The organism is Pelagicoccus sp. SDUM812005, from assembly GCF_031127875.1.
Lineage (GTDB): Bacteria > Verrucomicrobiota > Verrucomicrobiia > Opitutales > Opitutaceae > Pelagicoccus.
The window spans coordinates 203,681-228,645 of sequence record NZ_JARXIA010000004.1 but is presented as its reverse complement, the minus strand read 5'-3'; the positions used below and the strand labels follow the sequence as shown (position 1 = coordinate 228,645).

Genomic DNA, 24,965 nt, shown 5'->3' with positions numbered 1-24,965 from the left:
TGATTTTATTCCTAGATGGACGCCTTGGCTGTCTCGAGGGAATCGCAGAACTTCCAGTCCTTCGACTCTTCGAACTTCTTGCTTTCTTCGATCACCACGTCGTTACCGGTAAGGGCGTACTTGAGGCTGAGATCGCGGCAAGTCTTCATCGAGTGAAGAAGGAGCTTGATCACGTCCATGTTGAGCGAGGCCACGTTTTGAGCGTCGAAGATGATACGGGAGATGCCCGCGTTCACCGCTTCGCTAGTCTTGCTCTTGAGGTAGGTGCTCACCTCGTTGACCACTGCCGCGTTGCAGCTCTTGGGGAGCTTCACGGTCATGTAGCCTTCGCCCATCTGGAAATACTTTCCGGAGGCGTCGAGGTTCACGGCCTTGCCAATCTTGGACTCGAGTTCCTCGAAGTCGATCGGCTTGTGAATGATGGTGCTGAAGCCCGCTTGTTGGGCTCGAGCCTGCTCTTCCACTGCCGTCTTGACCGAGAGGCCAAAGAGCGGAACGTACTTGGTCTTGGCGTTGGAGCGGATGATACGGAATAGCGTAATCGCCGCGTCCTCAGGCAAGGAAAGGCTGATGATGATACAGTCCGGAAGCTTCTTTTGGCAAAAGTCGATCGCTTCGCCCGTGGATGAAACGCCCTTGACGTTCCATGGAGTGTGGCTGAAGCCTTCGGTGATCTGGCTGATGATCGCTGGCTTGTCGTCTACCACGAGAATGTCGATCGGATCGTCGATCTTCTTCTGGATGGGAGCGGCTTCGCCGGCAGGACGCAGGTCCACCACACGGCTCACCTTGTCGACGAGCACGTCTTCCTTGAAAGGCTTCACGATATAGTCGCGCACGCCGATCTTGGCGATCTTCATCACGTTTTCGCGACCCGCTTCCGCTGTGAGCATGATAACGGGGATCGATTTTAAAGCTGGGTCAGACTTGAGCTTGGTCAGCATTTCGACGCCATCCATGACAGGCATGGTGATGTCGAGGAGAATGATGTCTGGGTTGACCTTCGCCGCCATAGCGAGGCCTTCGACGCCATTCTGCGCTTCTGTGATTTCACAGTCGAAGCCCTTGAAGGACTTTTTGACGATGATTCGGACGGTCTTGGAGTCGTCTACTGTTAGAACTTTTAGTCGCATTGTGGGGATCAGTTTTCTTCTTTCATAAGGACGTCGATGACGAAGGAACGGCCGTCGCAATCGAATTTAAAGATGCGCCTTAAGGCAACTTCCGCGGGCTCGATCGAAAAGTTCGAACCTCGTAGAATGGATGGGATCGTCATGCGGCACTCGTAACCCTTGTTGCTCAGGTCGTTCTTGAAGGTGCCGACGATCATGTTGGTTAGCTCGCCGATCGCGTCGTTCACCAACTCGTGGTCTTCGACGCCGATATCGCTCTCCTCCATGTCGAGGAGCTTGCAAGTCGCTTCCATCGCGAGAGGAAGCTCCATAAAAATGTAGATAATGCCAGTCAGGTTCCCCAAAAAGCCGACCGTTCCTGCGATCATGGGAGTGTTCGCATCCATCGGAAGCTGCAGGCCTTCGGAGTGGTTGTCCTCGTCAACTTTGATGACCTTATCGATGACCGCCGTCCGATCGAGCATGGTGCTGAAGACGCTGTCGATCGAGTTCTTGGCTAGGGCTTCTAGCTCTTCGTCTGAAATGGGGAATGTCTGTTGCATGAGAATTGGGTGTATGTGGTCCTGACTATATATCGTTCTCGGCCCCGAAAGGTTTAGAAACAATTTGAGTCCCATTTCGCCAAAATGACGGTAATTGACCCCATAGATCTCCCCGAATGGACGCTACTTTGCGACCAACCCCGCTAATCACCCTCGTAGACAGGCGCTTCAGAGCGGAAAACCGAAGTCCAGCCAACGGATACTCGCAGCTCTCCCCAGACACCCTTGAGGAAAGCTCCCCCTGTTTTTAGCGATTTATTCGCCGGGGATGAACTCACCGTCTTCGCGGTAAGCTGAAATCTTGTTCCTCAGGGTCCTGATGCTGATCCCCAGCAACTTGGCAGCCTGAGTGCGGTTCCCTTCGGTGCTCTCCAAGGTGGAAAGGATATGCTTCTTCTCGATCTCCTCGAGCGGAAGCGGGGTCGCGGGCTCCGCTGGCGCCTTGGCGGGCGGCTCTTCCCGCACGGGAGGGGCGACCGGACTAGGCATCGCGGCAGGCTCCGGCATCGACGGCGCCGCGGGAGCTTGCGGGTATGCGGGAGGCGGGGCGTCGTAGTAGCCGCCATTGCCGTGCGGCGGCGGCGGGGGCGGAGGCGCTGGATAGCCCGCGCCGTAGCCCGGAGAAGCGGCTTCCGCATGCCCGTAGGCGTGGGCATGAGCGACCGGCGGCGCCGAAACGTTGGTCGGCATCGCGAACAAGCCGAGATGGGCTTGGGCGATCGGCTGTCCCGACTCCGCCAGGATGACGGCCCGCTCGATGGTATTTTGCAGTTCGCGCACGTTGCCCGGCCAGGAATGCCGCTCGAGGGCCACGATCGCGTCCTCGGAGAAGCCCTTGATCTGCTTGCCGTGCTTGCGGCCGAAATTCTGGGAGAACGTCTTCGCCAGCAACACCACGTCGCCCTCGCGATCGCGCAGCGGCGGCACCTGGATCGGGAACACGTTCAAGCGATAGTAAAGGTCCTGCCGGAACTGGCCGCGCTCGACGCTCTGGGCAAGGTTGCGGTTGGTCGTCGCGATCACCCGCACGTCCACCTTGATCGTCTTGTTGCCTCCTACCCGCTCGAACTCGCGCTCCTGCAAGACGCGCAGCAGCTTGGCTTGAACCTTAGGGGAAATTTCGCTGATTTCATCCAGCAAGATCGTTCCTCCATCCGCCAATTCGAAACGGCCTTCGCGACGCTGGGTCGCTCCCGTATAAGCCCCCTTCTCGTGGCCGAAAAACTCGCTCTCGATCAGCGACTCGGAAATCGCCGCGCAATTCACCCGGATAAAAGGGGCGCTCTTGCGGGCGCTGCAGCGGTAGAGCTCGTTGGCCACCAGCTCCTTGCCGGTACCGTTCTCGCCGCAAATGAGGACCGTCGCCTCCGTGGGAGCCACCTTGCGGATCACGTCCTTGAGCTGGTTTACGAAGCCGCTCTTGCCGATCAGCTCGCCGCTCACCGTGGACTCGCTCGCCAGGAACTGGTTGACCTTCACCAACTGGCGATAGTCGCGGGCCTTCTTGATGAGCACGTCGATCTGGGAGGAGGAAAACGGCTTGATGATGTAGTCGAAGGCGCCCGACTGCATGCACTTCACCGCAGACTCCACCGTGCCGTAGCCGGTGATAATCACCACCAAAGGCGGATTCGACATGCTCGAAACCCGCTCCAGAAGCTCCGTTCCGTTTCCGTCCGGCAGGTGCACATCCACGAAAAGCAGGTCGTACTCGTCCTTCGAAAGGTGCTCGTCCGCCTCACCCAAGGTCCCAACACTACATACAGAAAACCGCTTGCGGCGGAGCTGTTCCTCTAAGGCTTTGCGAATCACGAGCTCATCATCGAGGATGAGTATTCTTTCCAAAGACATATAAGTGTTACGAGCGAAGTTGGTTGGGATTGCTTAGGGCGGCTCTATAGCCTCTTGGCCCTGATGACTTAATAAGGTAGCTATTTAGAAGAGGATTGAAACAAATACGAAAGCATAAATTGTAAAACGAAATTCAAAGAGACCTCTCGCTCCCTGCAACATAAGGGAAAAGCCCAATATTCCTTCCACACTTCCCTCCTCTGATTCTCACTTCTCTCGCATGCTCGAAGGCAAAACCATCCTTATAACCGGCGGCACAGGCTCCTTCGGAAGACGCTGCTGCCACGAACTGCTGAAATACGGCACCCCCGCGAAAGTCATCGTTCTCTCGCGCGACGAGCTGAAGCAGTACGACATGGCGACCAATCCCGCCTTCTCCGGCAAGAACATCCGCTACTTCATCGGGGACGTTCGCGACAAGGAGCGACTCGCCCGCGCCATGACCGACGTGGACTACGTCATCCACGCCGCCGCCCTCAAACAGGTCCCCGCCGCCGAATACAATCCGCACGAGTTCATCAAGACCAACATCAACGGCGCCATGAACGTCGTAGACGCCGCCATCGCGACCGGCGTCAAGAAGGTCATCGCCCTTTCCACCGACAAGGCCGTCAACCCCATCAACCTCTACGGAGCGACCAAGCTTTGCTCGGACAAGGTCTTCATTTCCGCCAACAACTACTCCGGCAAGAAAGGGACCCGCTTCTCGGTGGTCCGCTACGGCAACGTGATCGGCAGCCGTGGCTCGGTCATCCCGCTCTTCCTCAAGCAAAAGGAAACCGGCACCCTTACCCTCACGAAACCGGAGATGACCCGCTTCGTCATCACCGTCGGCGCCGGGGTCAACTTCGCCCTCCGCTCCTTGCAGGACATGACAGGCGGCGAAATCTTCATCCCTAAAATCCCTAGCTGCTCGCTCGGCGACTTGGCCAAGGCGGTCGCCCCCGAAGCCCAAATCAAGGTCATCGGCCTCCGCCCCGGCGAAAAGCTGCACGAAGCCATGGTCCCGGAAGACGAGGCCAGCCAAACCACCGAACAGGAGGACCGCTTCATCATCCATCCCTCCCAACCCTACTGGGCCTACAGCGGCGACAAGGTTCACCTCGGTAAGCAGTGCCCCCCTGGCTTCAGCTACTCGAGCGAGACCAACCCCGACCAGCTCAGCATCGAACAGATCAAGGACCTGGTAAACCGCTTCCAGCAGCAAACGCTCGACTAGCTCCCATGCCGCTGATCGATCGAATCCTCGATTCAAGTAGCCCGCCGCTCATCGTCGCCGAACTCTCCGGCAACCACGGGCAAAACATCGAAACCGCCAAACGCATCATCGCCGCGGCGGCCCAAGCCGGCGCCGACGCCGTCAAGCTCCAGACCTACACGCCCGACAGCATCACCCTCGACAGCGACCGCGAGGAATTCGTGGTCCAAGGCGGACTCTGGCACGGCCGACGCCTCTACGAACTCTACGGGGAGGCTTGCACTCCCTACCCTTGGCACGCCCCCCTCGCCGACTACGCCCGCAGCCTCGGCATCGAAATTTTCAGCACCCCCTTCGACGAAGCGGCGGTCGACTTTCTCGAGAGCGCCATCCGCCCGAAACTCTACAAGATCTCGTCCTTCGAGCTCACCCATATCCCTCTGCTCAAGCGAACCGCCCAAACCGGCAAACCCGTCGTGCTCAGCACCGGCATGGCAAACGAAGCGGAGATCGAAGAAGCCGTCGCCACCTTGCGCGAAAACGGAGCCGCGGAGATCGTCCTGCTCAAATGCGTCTCCGCCTACCCCAGCGAGCCCGCCGGATTCAACCTCCGCTCCATGCAAAGCATCGGCGAGCGCTTCGGCTGCCTAACCGGGCTTTCCGACCACACCCTCACCAACGAAATCGCGATCGCCTCCGTCGCGCTCGGAGCCAGGCTCATCGAAAAACACGTGACCGACTCCCGCGACGCAGGCGGCATCGACGCCGGATTTTCCCTCGAGCCGCCCGAACTGGCCGAACTCGTAAGCCAATCCCAACGCGCCCACGCCGCTCTCGGCTCGGCAACGATCGGCTCCAGCGAACAGGATAAAAAACAAACCCACTTCCGCCGCTCCATCTACGCCAGCCAAGACATCGAAGCAGGCGATACCCTCAGCGAACAAAACCTCCGTATCGTCCGCCCTTCCCTCGGGCTCGCTCCCAAACACTGGGAAAAGCTCTTGGGCCAAAAAGCCAAACGCTCCCTCTCAGCCGGAACGCCGCTCAGCGAGCAAGACCTCTAGAGCATCCGCCACTCGCCTCGCGCCCTCCGTATCCACTTCCGAATACGATTCGCGCTTGCGGCCCAGCAAATCCGCCACTGGATCGCCCAAGTCCAAAGGCCCGTCCGTCCCGCCTTCCAAATGGAGCACCGGCATCCGCCAATGCGCCGCAACCTTGCGAGCAGTCGCCGTCTGGTTGTCGACAACGCTCACGCCCACGAAGGGCAGCTCCATGGCCGCCGCCTCGTACAGGCTAGTCCCGCAACCGATCACGCCCAAACGGCAGAACCGCATCCAAGCCGCCACTTCCTCCGAGCTAATCCCCGCATAGGCGCGTCCAGCCGCGAAGGCCCCTAAATCCACCTCTCCCGGACCAATCACAACCGGGGCAAACGGAACCGTCTCAATGGCAGCGAGCGCATCGAGAACACGCGGCAAAAAGCCAAAGGCATCCGTGCCGCCCACCATTACCAGCGCCGGCACCAACCCCACAAAACCACTCAGATCCCCCAGCTCCGCGGGCGAGCGAAATCCAGCTCTCAGCAACGCGAATCGCTCCCCAAGCAAGGAAACGCCCGCTTCGTACGCAGCTTCTCGCAACCCGATCTCCGTATTCAAAACCAGGTCGAACCCCGCCATACTGCGACGCTGCATATCGTCGATTCCCCCGACGACTCCTCGCGGATTCCGCTGTCTCCACTGGTCAACTACAGATTCCAGTCGAGCCTGCTCCGTGTACATTTCGTCCACCAGCAACACGTCCGCGAGCAAATTCCCGTCCCGCTCCGCAATGCTGAAAGAAGCGGCCACATCCTTCGGCAATTGCGACAGCTCCCCCTCGGTCCATAAAAGTGTCTCCCAGCCGCGCTGCCGAAAGACGCTCGCCAAAGCGGAACAACGGACCGCATGCCCCCAACCGTCCTTTCCCCCAAAGGCACACTTGAAAACGATTCGCCGGCTCATGACTCAAGAAAGGCTCTCAAGCACTGGATCACGTATTCCTGCTCCTCGTCCTTAAGCAACGGATACAAGGGAAGGCTCAAGCAGGTCGCGTAAAATGCTTCCGCCCCAGAGCACAAGCGAGACTCGCTTCCCTCGTAGTAGGAATGCCGATACACTGGCATATAGTGAACCTGTACCCTCACGTTGTGACGGTGAAAAAACGCGTAGGCAGCCCTGCGTTCCTGCTCGTTCCTAAAATGGATCACAAAAAGATGGCGGGAGGACTGCTCGTCTTCAGTCGCGATCTGAATACGCGAGACAAAGGGCTCTTCGCAAAAGGCGTTCTGATACCGCTTCGCCAACTCCCGGCGGCGAGCGATAAACTCGGGCAAACGCGAAAGCTGGCTCAACCCCAAAGCAGCCTGCAGGTCGGTCATGCGATAGTGGTAGCCGAGCTCCCCCTGGTCGTAGCTCCAGTCCTCTCTCGGCTCTATCCCATGCGAGCGCAAGGTCCGCACGCGGCGGGCCAGCGACGCGTCATTCGTCAAGACCGCCCCGCCCTCGCCCGCGCACACGTGCTTGACCGGGTGAAAGCTCAGAATCGCCGCATCCGAGTGCTCGCAAGCTCCGCTCGGCGTTCCCTCCCCGTAACTGGCCCCGATGCTGTGGGCCGCATCCTCGATGACGAAGGCGCCAGCCTCCTTGGCCAGCTTGGAAAGGGACGCTAGGTCCGGCACCGAACCCGAGTAGGACACCGGCAAGAGGACCTTGGCTTCCGGTCGGCGGCGCAAGACCTCCGAAAAGCGCTCCGGCGACGCAAGGCCGCTGCGCGGATCGACGTCGCAAAACGCAACCTCCGCCCCGACGTAGCGCAGGCAATTCGCGGTGGCAGCAAAGGTAATAGCAGGCACGATCCCGCAATCCCCTGGCCCCAGCCCCAGGGCGAGGCAACTCAAGTGCAGCGCGGCGGTGCCGCTGGAAACCGCTACCGCGTAGCCGGCTCCCGTCACTTCGCGCAAGGCCGCCTCGAAGGCGGCGACCTTAGGACCTTGGGCCACGAAGTCGGAACGGAGCGTCTCCACGACCGCTGCGATGTCCGACTCGTCAATCCACTGACGCCCATAGGGGATCACGCTTGGATAAGGATCTATTTCCACGTATCTAAATAGTGATTACCAAACTAAGCGCGCCCCTTGAGGTTCCGCGGCATGGGTGCGCGGTCCGAGGGTTCCGCATAGGCGCGGCGCAGCTTGTTCGCCGAGATCGCGTTTTGGGAAAGCTTGCGGTACGCCTCCCGATTCGCGCTCATCTTCTGCTGCAGCAAGCGGCTGTTCGCCTCCTCCTGCTCGAGCAAGGCCGCCACCCGCGTTTTGAAGTCCTCCGCCTCGCTTGGCGACGGCGAATCTTCGAGGCCGCGCAACTGCTCGATCACCTTCGCCTTCTTGCCTTGCAGCTTGGCTAGCAACTCGAAATTTTCGTCGCGCAAGCTAACGCTCTCGCGACGAGTGAAATCCTCGTAGGCGGCAAGCAATACCATGCGGCGGGAAAGTCGTTCGGGCATACTCGCCGAATCTGTATCCACTCTCGCTCGCAAGCAAAGCGAAAATTCGGGCAAAGAAAAGCCCAGCTCCTTTCGGCAGCTGGGCTTGATCTACGAAAAGATGTGAAATTTGGATACTAGGCTCGCAGCGACAATCCGCCGCCAATTCCTGCGGCGAGATTGGCGGGAGCCGCCGTGTGGTGCTTGCTAGCTTGCTTGGTGAGCATCTCCGCCCAGGCGTCCCGAACTTCCTTGAAGAGGCGGATCACGGTATCGATCGGCTCTTGCTTCTTCTTAAAGTTAGCCTCGTTGAGCTTCATGTTGTAGAACTCGTAGAGCTCGAACATGCGGTCGCCAAAATCTCCTCCCTTGTCCATGCGAAGGGAACGCTGCAGCTCGGCGAAGATCTTCTGCGCCTTGATCAGGTTGTTGCTGATCGTCTCGTTGCGGTCGCGAACGTTTTCCATGGCGAATCCCTCTTTTGCTCGATTCATGGCGGACAAGGCGCCGTCGAAGAGCATAAGGATCAGACGTTCGGGACTTGCGGACAAAATTGCCGCTCGCTTGTAAGACGCTGCGTTCGATTTCATTTAGTCGGTTAATGAATAGATAATAACTTCAGTACGGGGACCAACCTACGTGTGGCACCCAGTTAGCTACCTATTCATCATCGGCGAAAGGCACGATCAGTTTAGCAATATCCTGCATCATTTCCTTGGACGGGAAATTCGGGTCGTTGAGCAACTCCTTGCCTTTGGCGACGACCTCCGGACGCACTTCCGGTTGCGAGCGGAGCGAATCGAGAGCGTTGAGCTGAAGCTTGTCGCCAGCCGCTGCCGCTGCATTGCCGGACTCGGACTCGGCCGCGGGCTTGGCCTGAGCGTTCTGGGCGGTCTTGCCGAGATTCTGAGCGTAGATGTTGCTGGCGTTGTTTTGTGGATTTATGTTCATGGTATTCAGTTGTTTGCGGTCTCTTCGGACGTTTGTTAATCTTTTGTTAAGTTAATAAACGGCTCTCTCCCGAAGAACTTTAAAAATTATTTAAAGAAAAGTTAAAGGACTCACTGGATGGTGTCGAATAGCGCGTACGCCACGTACTTGGAGAAGCGGGCGGTGCTGTGCAGCACGGTCTGAGTGCGCTGCAGCGGATATTCGGTAGTGGATTGGGTTTGGAAATACTTGCGGGCTGCATTGGAGACGGCGGGGTTGGCTCCGTCAAAGGTTTCGTCCGCCGCCCAGACCAGTTCCCCGCTGTGGCCGTCGAGCAACTTGGCCCTCACCCCCATGGCGACCGGCTGGTAGGCATTGTAGTAAGTGATGTCCACCAGCATCACGCCGTCGATGGCGTAGATCTCGTGCAGCTTGGAAAGCAGCTTCGTCGGCAGCACCTCGACCGAGGAGAAACGCTCCACTCCGAAGAGCTCGTCCATCTTCTCCGGTTCGACCGCCACCAGCTCGAAAAGGTTCAGCTTCCCTAGCTCCTGGACGAAGTTTTGCTCGATGACCGTCATGTCGATGTGGTCGTAGCGTCCCTTGTACACGGGGAGCAGGGCTACCCGGCGCAGGTGGGCGGGCAGGGCTTTCTCGACTTCGTGCACGTTGGTCAGCTTGTGCTTCTTGCCCACCGTCGTATCGAAGCGGCTGTTGAGGGCGTTCGCCGTCTTGCACCCGCTGAGAGCGAGAGCCAAGATGCAGCCTGCAGCCGCAAAGAGCTGGATAAGTGCTTTAGCCGAAAAGTTCATGCCTGTGGGAGCGCGCTTTCATAATCTATGATTCGAACCGATTCTCGCTAGGGGAGGCTTAATCCCGCCAGCGCTGTCGCTTGGTTCTGTGTTTTAGACTGTGCCGCTTCCATGGCAATGAAACTACTTTCGAGAGTTTCTCTTCTGAATTCCAAGCGTCTCTCCATCTCCTTGATCTGCTCGTCAATATCGGAGTTCCGCTCGGTATAAGATGACTGGATCGTATCCATGACCCCGTCCGACTTCAGGAAATTCTCGAGAAACGAGTCGAGACGTCCTGTAAAACTGTTTTCCGCTCCCACAAAAAATTGCTCGAGCGTATCGAGATCGTTTTCCAAGGCCTCGTCCAATTTCGAGGAATCCTTGATCTCCAATTTCGATGTACCTGATATGAAATCGATCCCCATGTGCTCGAGTCGGAACAAGGTCCCGCTCGCGAGCTCGTCCACCTGCGCGAAGGCGAAGGTACGGAGCTTGGAATCGAGGGAGCTGAGCTCCCGGTTGCCGGCGAGGATCGCGGCTTCCACCTCGTCCCCGTCCACCGTGATCTTCGTCTTCTCCTGGATGTAGTCCTGTACATCGTTGAAGGCGGAGATGAACGAATTGACCTGCTTCTTCAGTTCTTCGGTATCGCTATCGATCGTAATCGTCTGCGTGCCGATTTCGGAAGCCTTGATCGTCACGCCGGTCAAGCCGTGGGCCTCCGCGGTGATGGAGTTGCTGCGGCTTTTCTTAGTCGCGCCCCCGTCCATCGAAAACTCCAAATCCTTGCCGACGTCCGCCGATCCGGTCAGCCCGAGGGCCGCCAGGAATCCGCTTCCGCTGTCCGCCACGTTCATAGCGTAAGCTCCGGTCTCGTTGTTGATGATCCGAAACTGGTCCGCCGCAGAGTCGAACGACATCGTCACTCCAGCCTCCGACTCGTTCACCCGAGCGAGAATCGTAGAAATGCTCTCGCTGTCCGCATCGAACGCGATGGCCACGCCATTGATATGAAAAGTGCCCGAGCCGGTGATCGGTCCGCCGATCCCGCTGTTGGCAATGGTGTCGTCGATGTCGACGACTCCTAGGGCGCTGCGGCTCGATACCGTTGCCGAGCCGCCGCCGCCGTCCACCACTTCCAGCTGATACAGCTTCATGGCGGACAGAAAGTTGCTGGTGTCCTCTTCGCCGCCGAGCTCTAGCTGGCCCGAGGCGCTATCCAGGGAAATCGTATCCGTTACGCTGTCGTAGCTGCCGGTGACAACTCCCGCCGTCGCGATCGAAATCGCGTCGAAGACGTCCTGCAGCGTGTCGGTCTCGGCGATGGTGATTTCCTGGCCGTTTACCGAAAAGGTTCCTTCCGTGATGTCGGTGGAGGTGCGCAGCGCCGAAAGCAGGGAATTTTCATCCCCCATCTGCGTAACCACGTCCGCGGTGCCGATGCGGCGCGTAGCGGTCGCGAGCTGGGTCACGGCAATCTCGAAGTTGCCCTTGGACGCATTGGTGCTGGCGGTCGCGGTAATGTTCAAGGTCTCGTCGGACGATGCAGCCGACTTGCTGTTGAACAAGGTGGAGCTCTTCAGCGAAGTGGTGCTGGTCTTCAGCTTGTCCAGCTTCGTCTTGAGCGTCTTGAGAGCGTCGACCTTGTCCTCGTTCTCCCCTTTCTCTGCAGTCAGACGCTGTTGTGGAATCCGCTCGATAGCCATCAATTGGTCTACCATCGAATTCCAGTCGAAGCCACTGGCCAAGCCTGCTACATTGAAATTTTCCATCTTCGGTTTAAACGCGGCATCGAGACGCCGCCTATTTTGAGTTATCGGTCGCTTGCGGAATACCTTTAGAAAAAAAGCGATTCCTAGGAAGTTTTCTCCACCATCCCGCGGCAATCCTCTATCAAAAAAGAAGTTACAGGAGGAAATCAGCCTGATTTTTACAGGATTTTTCCCGACTCGAGCCCTCTTTGCAGAGAAAGAAGCAGGATCACGCCTCGAAACCCAAGCGACGCCGGGCCGCCTGCAAATCCGCCGGATCGTTCACGCTGGCCAAAAAGAGAGGATCCTCGACCGCGAGACGCTCCACCTGCGGTCCCTGCAAAAACCTTCGCAAACTCCCCTTCCCCTCGGCCGCCAAGCGCTCGAGCTCCGCCAAAGCCGCCGGCTCGTAAACCGCGCACATCGGGTCCGGCATCCCGTCCGCCGCGAGAAAGGCCGTGGCCTGCAGGGCCGGAACCCGCCGGCTCAAGAGCATCAACAGTTGGCTCACCTCCAAATAGGGCATGTCGCAGGCGATCGCCAGTACGGGCCAGCCATCCGCCTCCTTCAGGGCAGCGATCAGCCCCGCCATCGGCCCCCGCACCCCTTCGACGTCGTAAATCTCAGCCACCCCGAGCGGTACGCTACGCTGCGGGCCTCCCTGCGGCCCCACGCTCACAGCCCGCTTCAGGCAAAAGGTCTCGAGCAAAGCGAGCTGCCGCTCCAGCTGGCTCACTCCAGGCCTCACCTCGACCAAGGCCTTGTCCGCCCCCATCCGGCTGCTCTTGCCGCCGCAGAGCACGACTCCTAGAACCTGACGTTTCATAGCCGCCGTCCCCGCTAGACTTTCTGCCCCTCTCGGGCCGCATCCATCGCTGCCAAGACCTGATAGCTGCCTTCCGCTACCGCCCAGAAAAACTCGCGGGCCGCGTCCAGACGCGCCTCCTCCGAATTCGGATCCCTGCGACGGGATTTTTTGGCGAGCGACCTCGCCTGCACGTAGAGCTCCATCTTCAATTGCCCATCGTTCAGGATTTCCGAGAAATCCCTGTCCGAGGCGATCAGCGCTTCCGACTTCGCCTTCTCCGCCTCCGCAGCCTCCAAGGCCAAACTGCCCTGCTCCAAGGCCAAGGCATGCTTCAGGGCGTGCGAGCAAATCTTCTCCACGTAGGCGCGAAATTCCCGCAAGGCCTTGCCGACCTTGCCCCACCCCACGTGATAGTTCGCCAGGGTCGATTGGGTCGCGGCCCACCCTTTGGCAACGCCCCCCGTGCCGAGCGGAGCGATCTTTTGCTGAGCCGCTTCGAAATCGAGGTAAGGCATATTCTCGATGCGAGCTCCCAGCCGAGAGAGATTGAAGAGCTTCAAGCGCTCGCGTCCCTTGATCTGCAACTCGACTCCGTAAATCCGAGCCAGCTGCTCGAAGGTTTTCAGGTAGACGAAAAGCTTCTCCTCCACCGGGACCTTCTCGATCGTGTTCCCGGGCAACCAACGGCACTTGTCCAAAGCGACTCGGTCTCCCGCGCTTTCGTCGGTGTAAAAGGAATCGCTGGCGTGCAACCTTCCGTCCACTCTCGCCGCCAAGTCCTGGCCCACGAAGTACAGCTGGGAACAGCCCAAAATCATCGCGATGTCGAAAGCGCAGGCGGAAATCGTCCCCTGCTCCGTTACATGGGCAATCCGGTCTCGCCCAAGCACTCGCCGAAAATAGGTCGCCACCGTGTTATTGTAGGCCCACGCGCAAATCCGACCTCCAAAGCGCTCCACGACGGCAGGATACACCATGAAGGGGCACAGCAAAATCGTCTCTCCCAGCTCCACCCCTTCGAATCCACTATCCGTGGTCGGATACGGGTCCGCCGCCAGGACGAAGTGAGGCCTCACGCCGCCATTCACCAAAGCCCGGATCGACGAATTGCCGGCCACGATCACCGCTCGATCCTGAGCCCAGCGCAAGAAGTCGAGGGACTCGTCCAGCGAAGGCCCCGCCCCGGCCATGATCATCGGCAAGCCCTTGAAGGTATCCCCCAGCTCGATCGGGTCCGGAGCATGGATCAAGGCCTGGAAATTGCGAAACGAGTTCCCTTGCCACAAGCCCGACTTGGTCAGGTTCGTCCCGAAAAGCTTCCTCCAAAGCTCCAACTGGCGAGCGAACTCCAGAAAGAATTGCCCATAGTAGGCTTCGTTCTCGTTGAACAAGGGAGCGAACACCAATGGCTCCGCATTCGTGAAGCTCACGATCCCATCCATCGCCATGGAATTGAAGAAGGCATCGTCGAGCTTGCCGACGCCAAACACGACCCGCGAGTCGTTCAGCAGGGAGACCGCCCGCGGCGTTCCCAAAAACGCCTTGAACCGGCTCGCGTCCGCTTCCGCGCAAAAGACCAACGATTCCGCTGGCAAAATCCCCAGCAAGGCCTCGATGTGCGAGCCGTCCCCGACTCCTCCCACCGCGATCGCCGAATCGTAGGGGAAACGCTTCCCCTTCAGCCAACGCGACAACAGGCGCTCCGGGTCGGAAGCCCGCGACTTCCAATCCGCCAAGGGCGCCTCACTGCTAGGAATCGCCTTCACGCGTCCCGCCAGCGTCGGAAACTTTTCGCAAAACAAACGTACTCCTTCGCTCATGATGAAAACTCCTTCTCTAGGGAGGGAATGACCACGCCCTCCAAGCATCGCGCGACCTCGCTCCATCGACCGCTCAAAGCCTCCGCCAATCGATCGGAAAGCAATACGCAGTCGCGAGCCTCCACCGCACTCACGATTTCGTCGATCGCTCCTAGCCCGCCCTGGAAAACGCCGTTCACTTCCGCCGTCCAATCCGAGCCGGAGTCGGAACCGAACTGCTGCAGCACGCCCACCCCTTCCACGACCGGGCGAAGCTTCTCTAGAAAATCAACCACCTGCTGCTGGCTCTCCGACCAACCGCTACGCAGCACCGCTCCGGAAAGCTCATCCATGGCCTCCACTAAGCTTGCCGTCTCGTCCTTCCATCTCCGGCACATCTCCAACAGCTGAAGCTGGGGACTGATCGAGGTAAACGACAAGCGCTCGTACTCGCCCTTGCCGGCAGCCTCTTCCAAGCTGAGCGACGCGCCGTCCAGCTCGACCTCGCCGATCGCGAGCCCTTGGCCGGACAGAAAACCTTCTATAAGAGAACAAGCCTCCTGGCAGGTCCGCGGGGCATCCCCCTCGAACTCCACAAGCTCACCGTTGATAAAAACTTGCCCCATAGCTCAATCAACCACCGCTTCGATCTGAGCCGGCCCCGCTCGCAACACGCCACTCTCCAGTATCCGGCAACGCAAGCCGCCACGCCCTTCCAAGGCCTCGTGCGCGCCCGGGCCGATCGCCTCGTTCATCCAAAAACAGGGCTTGCACTGCTCCACCCCACGCAAGACCACCTCCCCGATCCGAAAGTCCTGCCCTACCAGCGCATTCAGATCCGTTCCGCTCACCACCACGTTTCGCCGAAAATCGCTGCGGTCCTCGACCTTCAGCCCGAGCTCCGCTTCCAAGGCCTCGATCGCCTCCTCCGCGATGAAGCTGACCTGCCCCTTGTAGTCTTCCTTGAAATCGAAGTACCGGTCGCCCACCAGCCCGCGCCCGGCCACGCATTCCACCGACTCCACCGGCTGCACCCCGTTGTTCAGGCGGCCCTTGTTGAACCGGCCCTTAAAGTCATGCCCGCTCGAAATAAAGATTTGGTGGATGGTAATCGATTCGCTCATCGCTAAAAACAGGAACTCCCGAGCGATAGACCTAAGAGCCCGCTCGCGAGCAGCGCAATAGAGAAGAGAGGTATTCAACGAACCATACGCCCCGCTCCTCGCCTCGCGCTAGCGCCCAAGGGGGCGATGAGTAAACTCCGCAAGCCCCTGAGCGCCTTTCTTCAAAAAGATAGAGATTTTCCTAAAGCTCCCGCGTGAGCTCCCGATACTATAAGGCGTAACGCAAGTTACAGGTGCAGCGGACACCTTAACCCCGCAACGCGACAAGGATGTCGCAAGTCGTAACCTTAACAAGGAAGTTAAAATGTCAGTAGTAATAAACACCAATAGCTCAGCGATAGCTGCGTCTAACAATCTAGCATCCAGCAATGCGATGCTCCAGCGTTCCCTCAACCGTTTGTCGAGCGGTTCTGCAATCACGCAGCCCTCCGACGACGCCGGCGGACTCGCTGTATCCATGAAGCTCACCGCTACCATCAAACGTACGGCTGCAGTTAATACAAATATCCAAAACGCCCAGTCCTTCTTGCAGACCCAAGACGGCGCCCTAGCCACCGTATCCAAGGTGCTAGACCGCATGTCCGAACTCAAGGTCCTGTCTGAAGACGTCACGAAAAACGCGGCCGACAAGGGCAACTACAATACGGAATTCGAGCAACTCCAGAAGCAGCTCTCCGCCCTTGCGGACGAAACCTTCAACGGAGTCAGCCTCTTCAAGACAGGCGGCGACTCGCTCTCCGTAGCGACCACCGAATCCGGAAGTGGATCGGTATCCGTCGAACAGCCCGACCTCGAGGCCACCGTCACGACCAATCTCTTGGACGGCGGAGTCAGCCTCGGACACTCGAGCTTGGACCTCGATACCATCAAGACGGCCATCGAGAGCGTAGCGACGCTCCGAGCGAAAAACGGAGCGGCATCGAACCGCCTCTCCTTCGCCTCAGACATGCTCACCGTCAACAAGGCGAACCTCGAGGCCGCGAACAGCCGTATCATCGACGTCGACGTCGCCGAGGAGTCCACCCAGCTAGCCAAGTACAACGTTCTGGTCCAAGCCGGTTCCAGTATGCTGCAGCAAGCTAACTCCTCCACCCAGGTCGCGCTCAAACTTTTAGGTTAAGTTACTACTACGACATAGGTTCCCCGCCGACGGGCGGGGCGCCTAATCCGTAGCGGACTTCCTAAAAGACCAAACACCGCGTCCCTCACGGCGAGCACCACTCCACACACGCGATCAACTGTCCGCGAAGCGCGAGCCCGAAAGCTCCCGGCCATGAGACCTACCAGAGGCCTCGCCCTATACGGGTCACTCGTACCCAAGGCACAACTACACACCCAGCAACCTCATAGCATAGCGAAGGCACTCCATGCCCGCGTTGAGTAATTCAACTCAAAACGCTAAACGAACCGCTAACGCCAACGATATTCCCACGCAAGAACGCAAGGACGTGTTCGAAAAACCGCCGCCTGCAAAGTCGGCCCACCCATAAATGACCAGCACTATCAAGGACGATAAAAGCAGTCGCATCCGAGCAGCCCGCCCCACACGGCGCGCCAAGCCCCGATGCGAGACGGAAGCTAGCCGCAGGCTAAACTCCGCCGCCACAGAGCTCGCCCACTCGAGACGGAACGGTCAAGGACACGTCGCACAGGCTCAATCAAAGCCACTGCGTCAGCGACACAGAAGGAACGCGCCACACCCATCAATCTTCACGCAGCGCGCCTCGGCCAGAGCGAGCGAATCGACATTCGCCAACGCCTCGCCCTACCCATTTCACCAACACCAACCAACCACCAAAGCGCGAGCACGCCTCGACGCTACCCATCATGAGATATAACCCACACCTTTCCAGGACAGCCTTCTACCTAGAATAGCTGATCCCAAAATTTCCGCCAAATAGGCAGAAAAGCGAACGCCTGACGCTACTCTCGGGCATGCGGAAGCACGGATGCTTCCGCACAAATCAAGGATGATATAAACATGTCAGTTGTAATCAATACAAACACCTCGGCTATCGCCGCGAAGAACAACCTCAACAAGAGCAACGCTATGCTGCAAAACAGCTTGGCTCGTCTCTCTAGCGGTTCGAAAATCGTCAACCCATCAGATGACGCTGGTGGACTTGCGGTTTCCATGAAGATGTCGGCTGCTATCAAGCGGACCGAAGCAACCAGCAACAACATCGCGAACGCCCAGTCCTTCCTCCAAACTCAGGACGGTGCCCTCGCTACAGCCGGCAAGATTCTCGATCGTATGTCTGAACTCAAGACCTTGAGCGAAGACGTAACTAAGAACACTACCGACAAGGCGAACTACAACACTGAGTTCGAAGCGCTCAAGGCACAGCTCGGCGCTGTCGCTGCAGAATCGTTCAACGGAGTTTCTCTGATGAACAGCAGCAGCATGACTGTTAAGACTTCCGAAGACGGATCCCAAACAGTCGACATCGCAGCGACGAACTTCTCCGACGACGACGATGGTATCCACACCGACCTTATCGACACTGCCACTGGCACGACTTCACTCGGCGCCTCCGGCATCACTCTCGACAAGATCAAGACCTCCATCGAGAACGTGGCTACCCTTCGTGCAACCAACGGCGCACAGTCCAGCCGGTTGAGCTTCGCTTCGGATATGCTCGCGACTAACAAGCAAAATCTCGAAGCCGCAAACAGCCGTATCATCGACGTAGACGTTGCAACGGAATCAACACAGCTCGCCCGTGCCAATATCCTGGTACAAGCTGGTTCTTCCATGCTCTCACAGGCAAACGCCTCGAGCCAAACAGCTCTTCGTCTCATCGGATAACTTCGGTAACCGATTCGAAAATCTCAAAGTGGCCCTCGCAAGGGGGTCACTTTTTTTTCGTCCTCCTTCCCCACCCTAATTGAGATTGCTCCAAACGCCCGCAGCCGCCATCACCCCTACCATGCCTCACTCGAACGCAACGCCTCGGAACATCCTGCTCCTCTCCGGAGGCAGCAAGGTAGCCATCGCCAAAATTGCGAAAAAGGCCGCCCTGCAACGCGGCGTGGAACTCCATATTTCGGATACAAGCCCAAACGTCCCCAGCGTCTCCGTCGCCGACCACTTCACCGTACTCCCCCATCACCAATCTCCCACCTGGGCAGACGAACTCCAAGAGCTCTGCCAATCCGCCCAAATCGGCCTCGTCATCCCCACCCGCCACAGCGAACTCCTCGCCCTCGCCCGATGCCAAGCGAAGTTCGCCGCCACCCAAACCGCGGTCGCCCTCTCAACAGAGCAAGCCCTGAAGACCTGCATCCAAAAGATAGATACCTACCGATTCCTAAGCTCCATCGACGCCCCCACCCCGAATTCCTGCCTCAAGCGAGACTTCTCCGGACAACTCGCGTTCCCCCTCGTCGCAAAACCGGAACGCGGCGCCTCCTCCACCGGCGTCACGACTCTCGATTCTCACGAGCAACTCGCTAACGTACCCGAAGACTGGATACTCCAAGAAAAGGCGTCCGGCACCGAATATACCGTCAACATCTACCTCTCGCGAGCTGGAAAAGCGCTCTGCTCCATCCCCCACCAGCGAATCGCCGTCGAAGCGGGCGAGGTCACCCAAGCCCGAACCCGGCGCCATCCCGAACTCATCGAGCTCTGCGCCCGCGTCGCCGAACAGCTCCCCGGCGCCACTGGAATCATCAACATCCAAGCCTTCGTCGATTCCAGCGATGGCCGCATCTGCATCATCGAAATCAACCCCCGCATCGGCGGTGGCTACCCTATCTGCGACGCCGCCAAAGGCCACTACATCGAATGGCTGTGCCGCGAATACATCGACCAAAAAGAAGTCGCCCCCTTCTCCGCCTGGACCGAAAACCTGCTCATGATGCGCTACCGCGAGGCCGTATTCAGCCTTTAAGGCTGCAAAACAAGGCTCTTTCACCAAATATTTATCGTTTTCCCGTTTGAGCTCGCTGCTTCATAAAAGTACCTTCTCCCGATACTAAAAATGCCTGCCGAAGACCCGACACCTGCAAACGAGCCCAAACCTCACTTCTTTCCCCGAAGCGTTGAGCTGGACGAACTTGCAAACGCCCTGCCCTTGCACGGCGTCGAAATCGGCGACAAGCGCGTATTCAATGTTTGGGGAGAAAACGGAGTGGGAAAGTCCTCCTTCATCTCCGAATTCCGGGAAAGCAAGCGGATGAGCAAGGAAAAGGTACTCTGGATACAGCCCACCCGCGACGAACCGCTGGACGACATACCCGAATTCATCCGAGCCTGCGCCAAGACGATCCGCTACCCCGCCAAGCCCGACAAGGAACGCAAGATCGCCGAGCAGCTGGAAAGCGTGCAACGCGGAAAGGTAAACCCCATCGTATCCGACGATTCGATACTCATCACCCGCAGCAGCATCGCCAACAAGAAGCGCGCCTACATCAACCAGGCCGCCGCATCCTCCGTCGGCCGCACCGAAAACGTGCGCGAAGACGTCGAAATCAACGTCGGCCTGGGCGAAAGCAAAGCCAACAACCACGCCGAAGGTTTCCTCGACGCCCTCCCCCTCAAAGCGCTCGGAACCGACCTTACCATCATCTACATCGAGCGCTACGACCGCCTCTCCGTTACCATTATGGACTGGCTCCGCGACTACGTCTTCCCCGCCGCGAGCAACGGCCCCTACCGACGCAGCCTCGTCTTTCTCATCGAGTCCACCGATCCGCTTAAATTCGCCTACCCGCTAGAAACCTGGGGCGACTGGTCAAACCTCACCCACGACTACCAGCTTCTCCCGCTTCGCAATAGCGACGCCCACAAGATCGCCCTCAGCCTCGAGCCCGACCCCAAACGCGCCAGCTACCTGAAATACAGCAGCCTCGGCTACCCTGCCGACCTACAAGCAGCCGCCAAACGGACCGGAGCCCTCGACCTGGCCCCCGCCCAACACTTCCTCGACAGCCTTTCCAAGGTCGACCAACTCAAGCTCGCCGCCCTCAGCCTCCCGCAGGTCGTGACCGCCGACGAAATCGTCGCCCTCTTCGGCAGCGAAGCCCCCGATCTCTTCCAGTGGGCAAAGGAACTGCCCACCCCCTTGATCACGGCCAGCGCCAACGGCAAAGCCCTCACCTTCAGCGAAGCCCTCCGCTGCGAAGCCATTTCGCGCTTCGCCGACATCCCAAAGTTCAAGGAATACGCCAAAGCATGGCAACCGCTGGGACGCCTCATCCGCAACATCCCCTCCCGCAACGAACGCTCCAAGCTGCTTCTCCTATCCGGCCTGCTCTGGATCGATCCCCAACTTTGCTCCGCCCTCTTCAAAGACCAAGCGAGCAAGATCCTCCCCTTCATCACCGAGTCGACAACGCTCTTCAACCGCCAAGGAAGCCGCTACTGCATCTCCCATCGCTTGCGTACCTACCTCCAACAAGCCGCGACCTCCCTCAAGCACCCCGGCGTCGGCATCGTATTCAAGAAAGCAAGCGCGCTCTGGAAAGACCGGGTTGCGGAACTAGAAGCCCTGACCGCCCAAATCCAGGCCAACCTCGAGGAGCGCGAACAAGAGCGCCACGAACTCTCCCGCAAGCAAAGCGAGACCATCGCGCAGATCCGTATCCACGAACGCGCGACAGGCGATGCCGAAAAACCCAACAAAGGCGGAAACATTTTCTCGAAAATCCTGCACCTCGGCGAGGAGGTCGACTCCCATTCGCCCGAAGCCTTGCGCAAGCACAACAAGACGCTAGCCGGCCAAATCCAGGAGAAGGAACGGGAAATCGACGAGCTCAAAGCCGAACTCCAAAACGCCCAGGACGCCCTCAAGCATCCCTACGTGCCCGCCTCCTTGCCCTAAGACAGCGCTTGCAAAGCCCCAAGGGCGCCAGCAGACTCCGGCCGCATGGTAACCGTTCGTGAAGCAAGTGTCGAAGACCTCAAAACCCTAGTCGAGCTCAACAAAATCTGTTTTCCTGCCATGGCGGAAGAAAACGTGGTTTGGAGCATTCCCCAGCTGGCGAACCACCTGCGCCTCTTTCCCCAAGGCCAGCTCGTCGCCGTCGAGGACGACCAGATCCTCGGCGCCGTATCCAGCCTCATCGTCGACCTCGGCGTCGACGCCTACCGCGAGCATACCTACGCCGGCATTACCGACGGCGGCTACTTCCACAACCACAACCCCGAGGGCGACAGCCTCTACGGCGCCGACGTCTACGTGCACCCCGAGGCCCGCGGCAAGGGCATCGGACACCTGCTCTACGAAGCGCGCCGCGACCTCTGCAAACGGCTCAACCTCCGACGCATCATCGCCGGCGGACGCCTCCACGGCTACCACCAGCACGCCGACTCCATGAGCCCGGAAAACTACGTCGCGGAAGTGGAAAACGGCCGCATCGACGACCTCGTACTCAATTTCCAACTACGCGAAGGCTTCATCGTCAGAGGCGTCATCAAAAACTACATCCAAGACCCGCTCAGCAAGAACTACGCAAGCTTCCTCGAGTGGATCAACCCCGACTACCAACCCGTCGAAAAGGACGGCCGCAAGGTCCGCGTCTCCTGCGTCCAGTACCAAGTCCGCGGCATCAACAGCTTCGAGGACTTCGCCGACCAAGTGGAGTACTTCGTCGAAACCGCCGCCGACTACCGGTCCGACTTCGTCGTCTTCCCCGAGTTCTTCTCCGTCCAGCTCCTCTCCCAAAAGGCCCTCAAGAAACTCCCCTCCGTCGAAGGCATCCGCAAGCTCTCAGAGCTGACCGCCCCCTTCATGGAACTCATGAGCCGGCTGGCCCAAGAGTACGGCCTCTACATCGTCGCCGGCAGCCACCCCATGCAGATCGACGGCGGCCTGCAAAACGTCTGCCCCATCTTCGCCCCCGACGGTACCCACACTCTCCAGCCCAAACTCCACATCACCCCCTCCGAAAAGAAGTACTGGGGCATCTCCGGAGGCAACGACCTGCGCGTCATCAGCACCCCCAAGGCCCGCATCGGCATCCTCATCTGCTACGACTCGGAATTCCCCGAAGCCGCCCGCTACCTCGCCGACCAAGGGGCCGAGATCATCTTCGTGCCCTATTGCACCGACAACCGCCACGGCTTCCTGCGCGTTCGCTACTGCAGCCAAGCCCGCGCCATCGAAAACCAAGTCTACGTCGTCACCGCCGGCATCATCGGCAACCTCCCCAGCGTTCCCGCCATGGACATCCACTACGGCAAAGCCGCCGTCTTCAGCCCCAGCGACCACGAATTCGCCCGCGACGGCATCCAAGCCGAAGCCGACTCCAACGTCGAAATGCTCCTCGTCACCGACCTCGACATCAACGACCTCTACCGCAGCCGCGCCTCGGGCAGCGTCACCCCCATGCTCGACCGCCGCAAGGACCTCTTCCAATTCATCAGCCACCTCCCCGGAGACCAGCACAAGTCCACCCCGCCGGAAAACGGCCCCATGGGCCTCCCCGTTTAGGATTGCCACCTAGCGAAAAATTCGGACTGGTATCACCCCCACTATGATACTCTCTGACAAAGCGATCCTGGCAGGCATGGAAAAGGGCGAGATCGTCGTCGAGCCCTTCGACCGCGCCGCCCTCGGCACCAACAGCTACGACGTCCACCTGAGCAAGCACCTCGCCACCTACACGGCCGAGGTCCTGGACGCCCGCGAACACAACAAGATCGCTCACTTCGAAATCCCCGAAGAAGGCTACGTGCTCAAGCCCGGCACCGTCTACCTCGGCTCCACCTTCGAGTACACCGAGACCCACGCCCACGTGCCCTTCCTCGAAGGCAAGTCCAGCGTCGGCCGCCTCGGCATCGACATCCACGCCACCGCCGGCAAGGGCGACGTCGGCTTCTGCAACCACTGGACCCTCGAAATCTCCGTAGCTCAGCCCGTGCGCGTCTACGCCGGCATGCCCATCGGCCAGCTCATCTACTTCTACGTCGAAGGCGACATCGAGAACTACTACAACAAGAAGGCCTCCGCCAAATACAACCACCGCTCCCCGCTCCCCATGGAGTCCATGATGTGGAAAAACAAGTTCTAAGCCGTAGCGCTGAGTTTCTGCCAGCGACCGCCCTGCAGCATCTCAATTGTAATAAAGTGTAGGGCTGTCGCTATACACTTGCGACGCGCCGCAGTTCCCACGGCCTCCTCCCTTACAACATATCCCGCAAACTCTTCACCGGCTTACCGTCGCTACCCTCCCGGTAAACCATCTTCGGCACCGGATCCCAGCCCTGGCCGCCCCAAGGATTGCAACGCAGGATGCGCCACAGCAGCAAACGCAAGGCCCTGAGCAGCGGAAGCGTCCGCAAGCACTCGATCGCATAGTGCGAACAGGTCGGGCGAAACCGGCACGCCGCCCCCGCCCCAAACAAGGCGTTCTTCAAGGGCGATAGCGTCCACTGGTACAGACGTACCAAAAAGATGAATACGGCAGCAACGCTCCGGCCCAGCCAGCCTCTACCCTGCCCCGCTTCGTCCTTCACCCTCTACTTCTTATCCGTCGAGTGCCCCCGATAGCCCGGGTTCAAGGCCGAACACTCCGCCTCCAGCACGCCGCTCACCACTTCGACCCCCGCCGCCTGCAAGACTCGCGTCGCGTTGCCGCGGTGCTCGGGAGTCGGATCCGAAGCGCCGACCACCACCCGCTTGATGCCAGATTCCAAAATCGCGTCCGTGCACGCTCCCGTCCGCCCCTGGGTCGAGCACGGCTCCAGCGTCACGTAGATCACCGCGCCCTCGGCCGGCTTGCGCCCCAAGGCCGCGAAGGCCTGGCGCTCCGCATGCGGGCCGCCATCCTTCTCGAAATGCCCCTTCGCCACGATCTCGCCGTCCTCGACGATCACCGCGCCGACACGCGGGTTCGGGCTAGTCTTCACCGGGTCCCCCCGTACCGCCTCGCACACCGCTGCCCGCATGAAACTCTCGTCTCTCTGAATCTGATCCATAATGTCGCCAGCCGCAGCCCCTCAAAGCGAAACCGTCGCCTCGAAACGCCGAGCCCTATATGCAACTTACTGACTTTCAGCGTTTTTCAAGCAAAGCTCGGCATATGCCTTGATCCGCTTGCGCACGTTGGTCAGTCCATTGCGGCGATTCGGAGAAAGGTGCTGCGTGATGCCCACCTCCGCCAGGAAGTCCGGCTCCAAGCCGATAATCGCCTCCGGCGTCTCCCCGCTGTATAACCCGCAAAGCAAGGCTGAAGTCCCCTTCGTGATCGCCGCGTCCGAGTCCGTGTGGAAGTAGCACTTCCCCTCCTTGAACTCCGGATAAACCCAAAGCCGCGACAAACACCCCTCGATCAAGAAGGCGTCGATCTTGTACTCTTCCGCCAGGGGAGGATTCGACTTCGCCCGATCGACGATATAAGCAAAACGTTCGAAGTGGTCCTCGAACGGAGCCAACTCTTCCACTAGCGCGTCCCTTTTCGCTTCAATACTCATTTCTCCTAGCAACACAGCAACTCCGCGCCCCATGTCCAGCGCCGATTCCGCGCCGCTGCCCGAATAAAAATCTCGAAATCCCCGCCAAT

25 protein-coding genes are annotated in these 24,965 nt (G+C 59.1%); 8 read left to right on the top strand and 17 right to left on the bottom strand.

Annotated elements, in window-relative coordinates; all coding sequences use genetic code 11:
- Positions 1-11 precede the first annotated feature (11 nt).
- The 3 genes from QEH57_RS07255 to QEH57_RS07245 all read right to left on the bottom strand — a co-directional run bounded on the left by QEH57_RS07255 (position 12) and on the right by QEH57_RS07245 (position 3,526).
- A complete protein-coding gene (locus tag QEH57_RS07255) occupies positions 12-1,133 on the bottom strand; it encodes a response regulator (protein ID WP_309006038.1) in 1,122 nt (373 codons plus the stop codon).
- An 8-nt stretch (positions 1,134-1,141) separates the two neighbouring features.
- Complete coding sequence (locus tag QEH57_RS07250; RefSeq protein ID WP_309006037.1) at positions 1,142-1,675, bottom strand: chemotaxis protein CheX; 534 nt, start codon at positions 1,673-1,675, stop codon at positions 1,142-1,144.
- A gap of 255 nt (positions 1,676-1,930) precedes the next feature.
- Positions 1,931-3,526, bottom strand: coding sequence for a sigma-54 dependent transcriptional regulator (locus tag QEH57_RS07245; protein WP_309006036.1), 1,596 nt, complete (start codon positions 3,524-3,526; stop codon positions 1,931-1,933).
- Positions 3,527-3,746: 220 nt separating this feature from the next.
- Between QEH57_RS07245 and pseB the strand changes: the two genes are divergently transcribed.
- Together pseB and pseI are read left to right on the top strand one after the other, a co-directional pair.
- Positions 3,747-4,745 carry a UDP-N-acetylglucosamine 4,6-dehydratase (inverting) gene (gene pseB / locus QEH57_RS07240; RefSeq protein WP_309006035.1) on the top strand — a complete coding sequence of 333 codons (999 nt, stop codon included), beginning with the start codon at positions 3,747-3,749 and terminating at the stop codon, positions 4,743-4,745.
- A gap of 5 nt (positions 4,746-4,750) precedes the next feature.
- Entirely contained in the window at positions 4,751-5,788 is a 1,038-nt protein-coding gene (gene pseI, locus QEH57_RS07235) for a pseudaminic acid synthase (protein ID WP_309006034.1), read from the top strand.
- Here pseI and QEH57_RS07230 read toward each other — a convergent pair.
- The 11 genes from QEH57_RS07230 to QEH57_RS07180 all read right to left on the bottom strand — a co-directional run bounded on the left by QEH57_RS07230 (position 5,753) and on the right by QEH57_RS07180 (position 15,455).
- Positions 5,753-6,730 carry a hypothetical protein gene (locus QEH57_RS07230; protein WP_309006033.1) on the bottom strand — a complete coding sequence of 326 codons (978 nt, stop codon included), beginning with the start codon at positions 6,728-6,730 and terminating at the stop codon, positions 5,753-5,755. The two genes, pseI and QEH57_RS07230, sit on opposite strands and share 36 nt — an antisense overlap.
- On the bottom strand, positions 6,727-7,866 hold the full coding sequence (pseC, locus tag QEH57_RS07225) for a UDP-4-amino-4,6-dideoxy-N-acetyl-beta-L-altrosamine transaminase (protein ID WP_309006032.1): 1,140 nt from the start codon (positions 7,864-7,866) through the stop codon (positions 6,727-6,729). Before pseC ends, QEH57_RS07230 begins: the two co-directional genes overlap by 4 nt.
- A 23-nt stretch (positions 7,867-7,889) precedes the next feature.
- On the bottom strand, positions 7,890-8,270 hold the full coding sequence (locus tag QEH57_RS07220) for a flagellar protein FliT (RefSeq protein ID WP_309006031.1): 381 nt from the start codon (positions 8,268-8,270) through the stop codon (positions 7,890-7,892).
- Between the two features lie 116 nt (positions 8,271-8,386).
- Positions 8,387-8,839 (bottom strand): flagellar export chaperone FliS, encoded by a 453-nt coding sequence (gene fliS, locus QEH57_RS07215; protein ID WP_309006030.1) that lies wholly within the window; start codon positions 8,837-8,839, stop codon positions 8,387-8,389.
- 70 nt (positions 8,840-8,909) lie between these two features.
- Entirely contained in the window at positions 8,910-9,200 is a 291-nt protein-coding gene (locus QEH57_RS07210) for a hypothetical protein (RefSeq protein ID WP_309006029.1), read from the bottom strand.
- Between the two features lie 110 nt (positions 9,201-9,310).
- Positions 9,311-9,991, bottom strand: coding sequence for a hypothetical protein (locus QEH57_RS07205; RefSeq protein WP_309006028.1), 681 nt, complete (start codon positions 9,989-9,991; stop codon positions 9,311-9,313).
- Positions 9,992-10,038: 47 nt separating this feature from the next.
- Complete coding sequence (gene fliD / locus QEH57_RS07200; RefSeq protein WP_309006027.1) at positions 10,039-11,745, bottom strand: flagellar filament capping protein FliD; 1,707 nt, start codon at positions 11,743-11,745, stop codon at positions 10,039-10,041.
- Between the two features lie 208 nt (positions 11,746-11,953).
- Complete coding sequence (locus QEH57_RS07195) at positions 11,954-12,550, bottom strand: molybdenum cofactor guanylyltransferase (RefSeq protein ID WP_309006025.1); 597 nt, start codon at positions 12,548-12,550, stop codon at positions 11,954-11,956.
- A 14-nt stretch (positions 12,551-12,564) separates the two neighbouring features.
- Entirely contained in the window at positions 12,565-14,352 is a 1,788-nt protein-coding gene (locus tag QEH57_RS07190; RefSeq protein WP_309006024.1) for a 6-hydroxymethylpterin diphosphokinase MptE-like protein, read from the bottom strand.
- Complete coding sequence (locus QEH57_RS07185; protein WP_309006023.1) at positions 14,349-14,957, bottom strand: hypothetical protein; 609 nt, start codon at positions 14,955-14,957, stop codon at positions 14,349-14,351. The genes QEH57_RS07190 and QEH57_RS07185 overlap by 4 nt, the downstream gene beginning before the upstream one ends.
- Positions 14,958-14,960: 3 nt before the next feature.
- On the bottom strand, positions 14,961-15,455 hold the full coding sequence (locus QEH57_RS07180) for an MOSC domain-containing protein (protein ID WP_309006022.1): 495 nt from the start codon (positions 15,453-15,455) through the stop codon (positions 14,961-14,963).
- Positions 15,456-15,759: 304 nt separating this feature from the next.
- Between QEH57_RS07180 and QEH57_RS07175 the strand changes: the two genes are divergently transcribed.
- The 6 genes from QEH57_RS07175 (at position 15,760) to dcd (ending at position 23,474) form a co-directional block, all read left to right on the top strand.
- Positions 15,760-16,575 carry a flagellin gene (locus QEH57_RS07175; RefSeq protein ID WP_309006021.1) on the top strand — a complete coding sequence of 272 codons (816 nt, stop codon included), beginning with the start codon at positions 15,760-15,762 and terminating at the stop codon, positions 16,573-16,575.
- A gap of 861 nt (positions 16,576-17,436) precedes the next feature.
- Positions 17,437-18,264, top strand: a complete 828-nt coding sequence (locus tag QEH57_RS07170) for a flagellin (protein WP_309006020.1) — start codon at positions 17,437-17,439, stop codon at positions 18,262-18,264.
- 121 nt (positions 18,265-18,385) lie between these two features.
- Positions 18,386-19,351, top strand: coding sequence for an ATP-grasp domain-containing protein (locus QEH57_RS07165; protein WP_309006019.1), 966 nt, complete (start codon positions 18,386-18,388; stop codon positions 19,349-19,351).
- A gap of 90 nt (positions 19,352-19,441) precedes the next feature.
- On the top strand, positions 19,442-21,283 hold the full coding sequence (locus tag QEH57_RS07160; RefSeq protein WP_309006018.1) for a hypothetical protein: 1,842 nt from the start codon (positions 19,442-19,444) through the stop codon (positions 21,281-21,283).
- 45 nt (positions 21,284-21,328) lie between these two features.
- A complete protein-coding gene (locus QEH57_RS07155; protein ID WP_309006017.1) occupies positions 21,329-22,894 on the top strand; it encodes a GNAT family N-acetyltransferase in 1,566 nt (521 codons plus the stop codon).
- A gap of 43 nt (positions 22,895-22,937) precedes the next feature.
- Positions 22,938-23,474: a dCTP deaminase gene (gene dcd, locus QEH57_RS07150; protein ID WP_309006016.1), complete on the top strand. Its 537-nt coding sequence runs from the start codon at positions 22,938-22,940 to the stop codon at positions 23,472-23,474.
- A 112-nt stretch (positions 23,475-23,586) separates the two neighbouring features.
- Here dcd and yidD read toward each other — a convergent pair whose 3' ends face one another.
- The 3 genes from yidD to QEH57_RS07135 form a co-directional block, all read right to left on the bottom strand.
- Positions 23,587-23,919, bottom strand: coding sequence for a membrane protein insertion efficiency factor YidD (yidD, locus tag QEH57_RS07145; protein WP_309006015.1), 333 nt, complete (start codon positions 23,917-23,919; stop codon positions 23,587-23,589).
- A gap of 3 nt (positions 23,920-23,922) precedes the next feature.
- Positions 23,923-24,381 carry a bifunctional diaminohydroxyphosphoribosylaminopyrimidine deaminase/5-amino-6-(5-phosphoribosylamino)uracil reductase RibD gene (locus QEH57_RS07140; RefSeq protein ID WP_309006014.1) on the bottom strand — a complete coding sequence of 153 codons (459 nt, stop codon included), beginning with the start codon at positions 24,379-24,381 and terminating at the stop codon, positions 23,923-23,925.
- A 66-nt stretch (positions 24,382-24,447) separates the two neighbouring features.
- A complete protein-coding gene (locus QEH57_RS07135; protein ID WP_309006013.1) occupies positions 24,448-24,876 on the bottom strand; it encodes a SufE family protein in 429 nt (142 codons plus the stop codon).
- Positions 24,877-24,965: the final 89 nt, after the last annotated feature.

What these genes read in the sequence shown, in the direction of transcription:
- QEH57_RS07255 (WP_309006038.1), bottom strand. Translation starts at nt 1,133, where the DNA reads ATGCGACTAAAAGTTCTAACAGTAGACGACTCCAAGACCGTCCGAATC.
- QEH57_RS07250 (WP_309006037.1), bottom strand. Translation starts at nt 1,675, where the DNA reads ATGCAACAGACATTCCCCATTTCAGACGAAGAGCTAGAAGCCCTAGCC.
- QEH57_RS07245 (WP_309006036.1), bottom strand. Translation starts at nt 3,526, where the DNA reads ATGTCTTTGGAAAGAATACTCATCCTCGATGATGAGCTCGTGATTCGC.
- pseB (WP_309006035.1), top strand. Translation starts at nt 3,747, where the DNA reads ATGCTCGAAGGCAAAACCATCCTTATAACCGGCGGCACAGGCTCCTTC.
- pseI (WP_309006034.1), top strand. Translation starts at nt 4,751, where the DNA reads ATGCCGCTGATCGATCGAATCCTCGATTCAAGTAGCCCGCCGCTCATC.
- QEH57_RS07230 (WP_309006033.1), bottom strand. Translation starts at nt 6,730, where the DNA reads ATGAGCCGGCGAATCGTTTTCAAGTGTGCCTTTGGGGGAAAGGACGGT.
- QEH57_RS07220 (WP_309006031.1), bottom strand. Translation starts at nt 8,270, where the DNA reads ATGCCCGAACGACTTTCCCGCCGCATGGTATTGCTTGCCGCCTACGAG.
- fliS (WP_309006030.1), bottom strand. Translation starts at nt 8,839, where the DNA reads ATGAAATCGAACGCAGCGTCTTACAAGCGAGCGGCAATTTTGTCCGCA.
- QEH57_RS07210 (WP_309006029.1), bottom strand. Translation starts at nt 9,200, where the DNA reads ATGAACATAAATCCACAAAACAACGCCAGCAACATCTACGCTCAGAAT.
- QEH57_RS07205 (WP_309006028.1), bottom strand. Translation starts at nt 9,991, where the DNA reads ATGAACTTTTCGGCTAAAGCACTTATCCAGCTCTTTGCGGCTGCAGGC.
- fliD (WP_309006027.1), bottom strand. Translation starts at nt 11,745, where the DNA reads ATGGAAAATTTCAATGTAGCAGGCTTGGCCAGTGGCTTCGACTGGAAT.
- QEH57_RS07195 (WP_309006025.1), bottom strand. Translation starts at nt 12,550, where the DNA reads ATGAAACGTCAGGTTCTAGGAGTCGTGCTCTGCGGCGGCAAGAGCAGC.
- QEH57_RS07190 (WP_309006024.1), bottom strand. Translation starts at nt 14,352, where the DNA reads ATGAGCGAAGGAGTACGTTTGTTTTGCGAAAAGTTTCCGACGCTGGCG.
- QEH57_RS07185 (WP_309006023.1), bottom strand. Translation starts at nt 14,957, where the DNA reads ATGGGGCAAGTTTTTATCAACGGTGAGCTTGTGGAGTTCGAGGGGGAT.
- QEH57_RS07180 (WP_309006022.1), bottom strand. Translation starts at nt 15,455, where the DNA reads ATGAGCGAATCGATTACCATCCACCAAATCTTTATTTCGAGCGGGCAT.
- QEH57_RS07175 (WP_309006021.1), top strand. Translation starts at nt 15,760, where the DNA reads ATGTCAGTAGTAATAAACACCAATAGCTCAGCGATAGCTGCGTCTAAC.
- QEH57_RS07170 (WP_309006020.1), top strand. Translation starts at nt 17,437, where the DNA reads ATGTCAGTTGTAATCAATACAAACACCTCGGCTATCGCCGCGAAGAAC.
- QEH57_RS07165 (WP_309006019.1), top strand. Translation starts at nt 18,386, where the DNA reads ATGCCTCACTCGAACGCAACGCCTCGGAACATCCTGCTCCTCTCCGGA.
- QEH57_RS07160 (WP_309006018.1), top strand. Translation starts at nt 19,442, where the DNA reads ATGCCTGCCGAAGACCCGACACCTGCAAACGAGCCCAAACCTCACTTC.
- QEH57_RS07155 (WP_309006017.1), top strand. Translation starts at nt 21,329, where the DNA reads ATGGTAACCGTTCGTGAAGCAAGTGTCGAAGACCTCAAAACCCTAGTC.
- dcd (WP_309006016.1), top strand. Translation starts at nt 22,938, where the DNA reads ATGATACTCTCTGACAAAGCGATCCTGGCAGGCATGGAAAAGGGCGAG.
- QEH57_RS07140 (WP_309006014.1), bottom strand. Translation starts at nt 24,381, where the DNA reads ATGGATCAGATTCAGAGAGACGAGAGTTTCATGCGGGCAGCGGTGTGC.
- QEH57_RS07135 (WP_309006013.1), bottom strand. Translation starts at nt 24,876, where the DNA reads ATGAGTATTGAAGCGAAAAGGGACGCGCTAGTGGAAGAGTTGGCTCCG.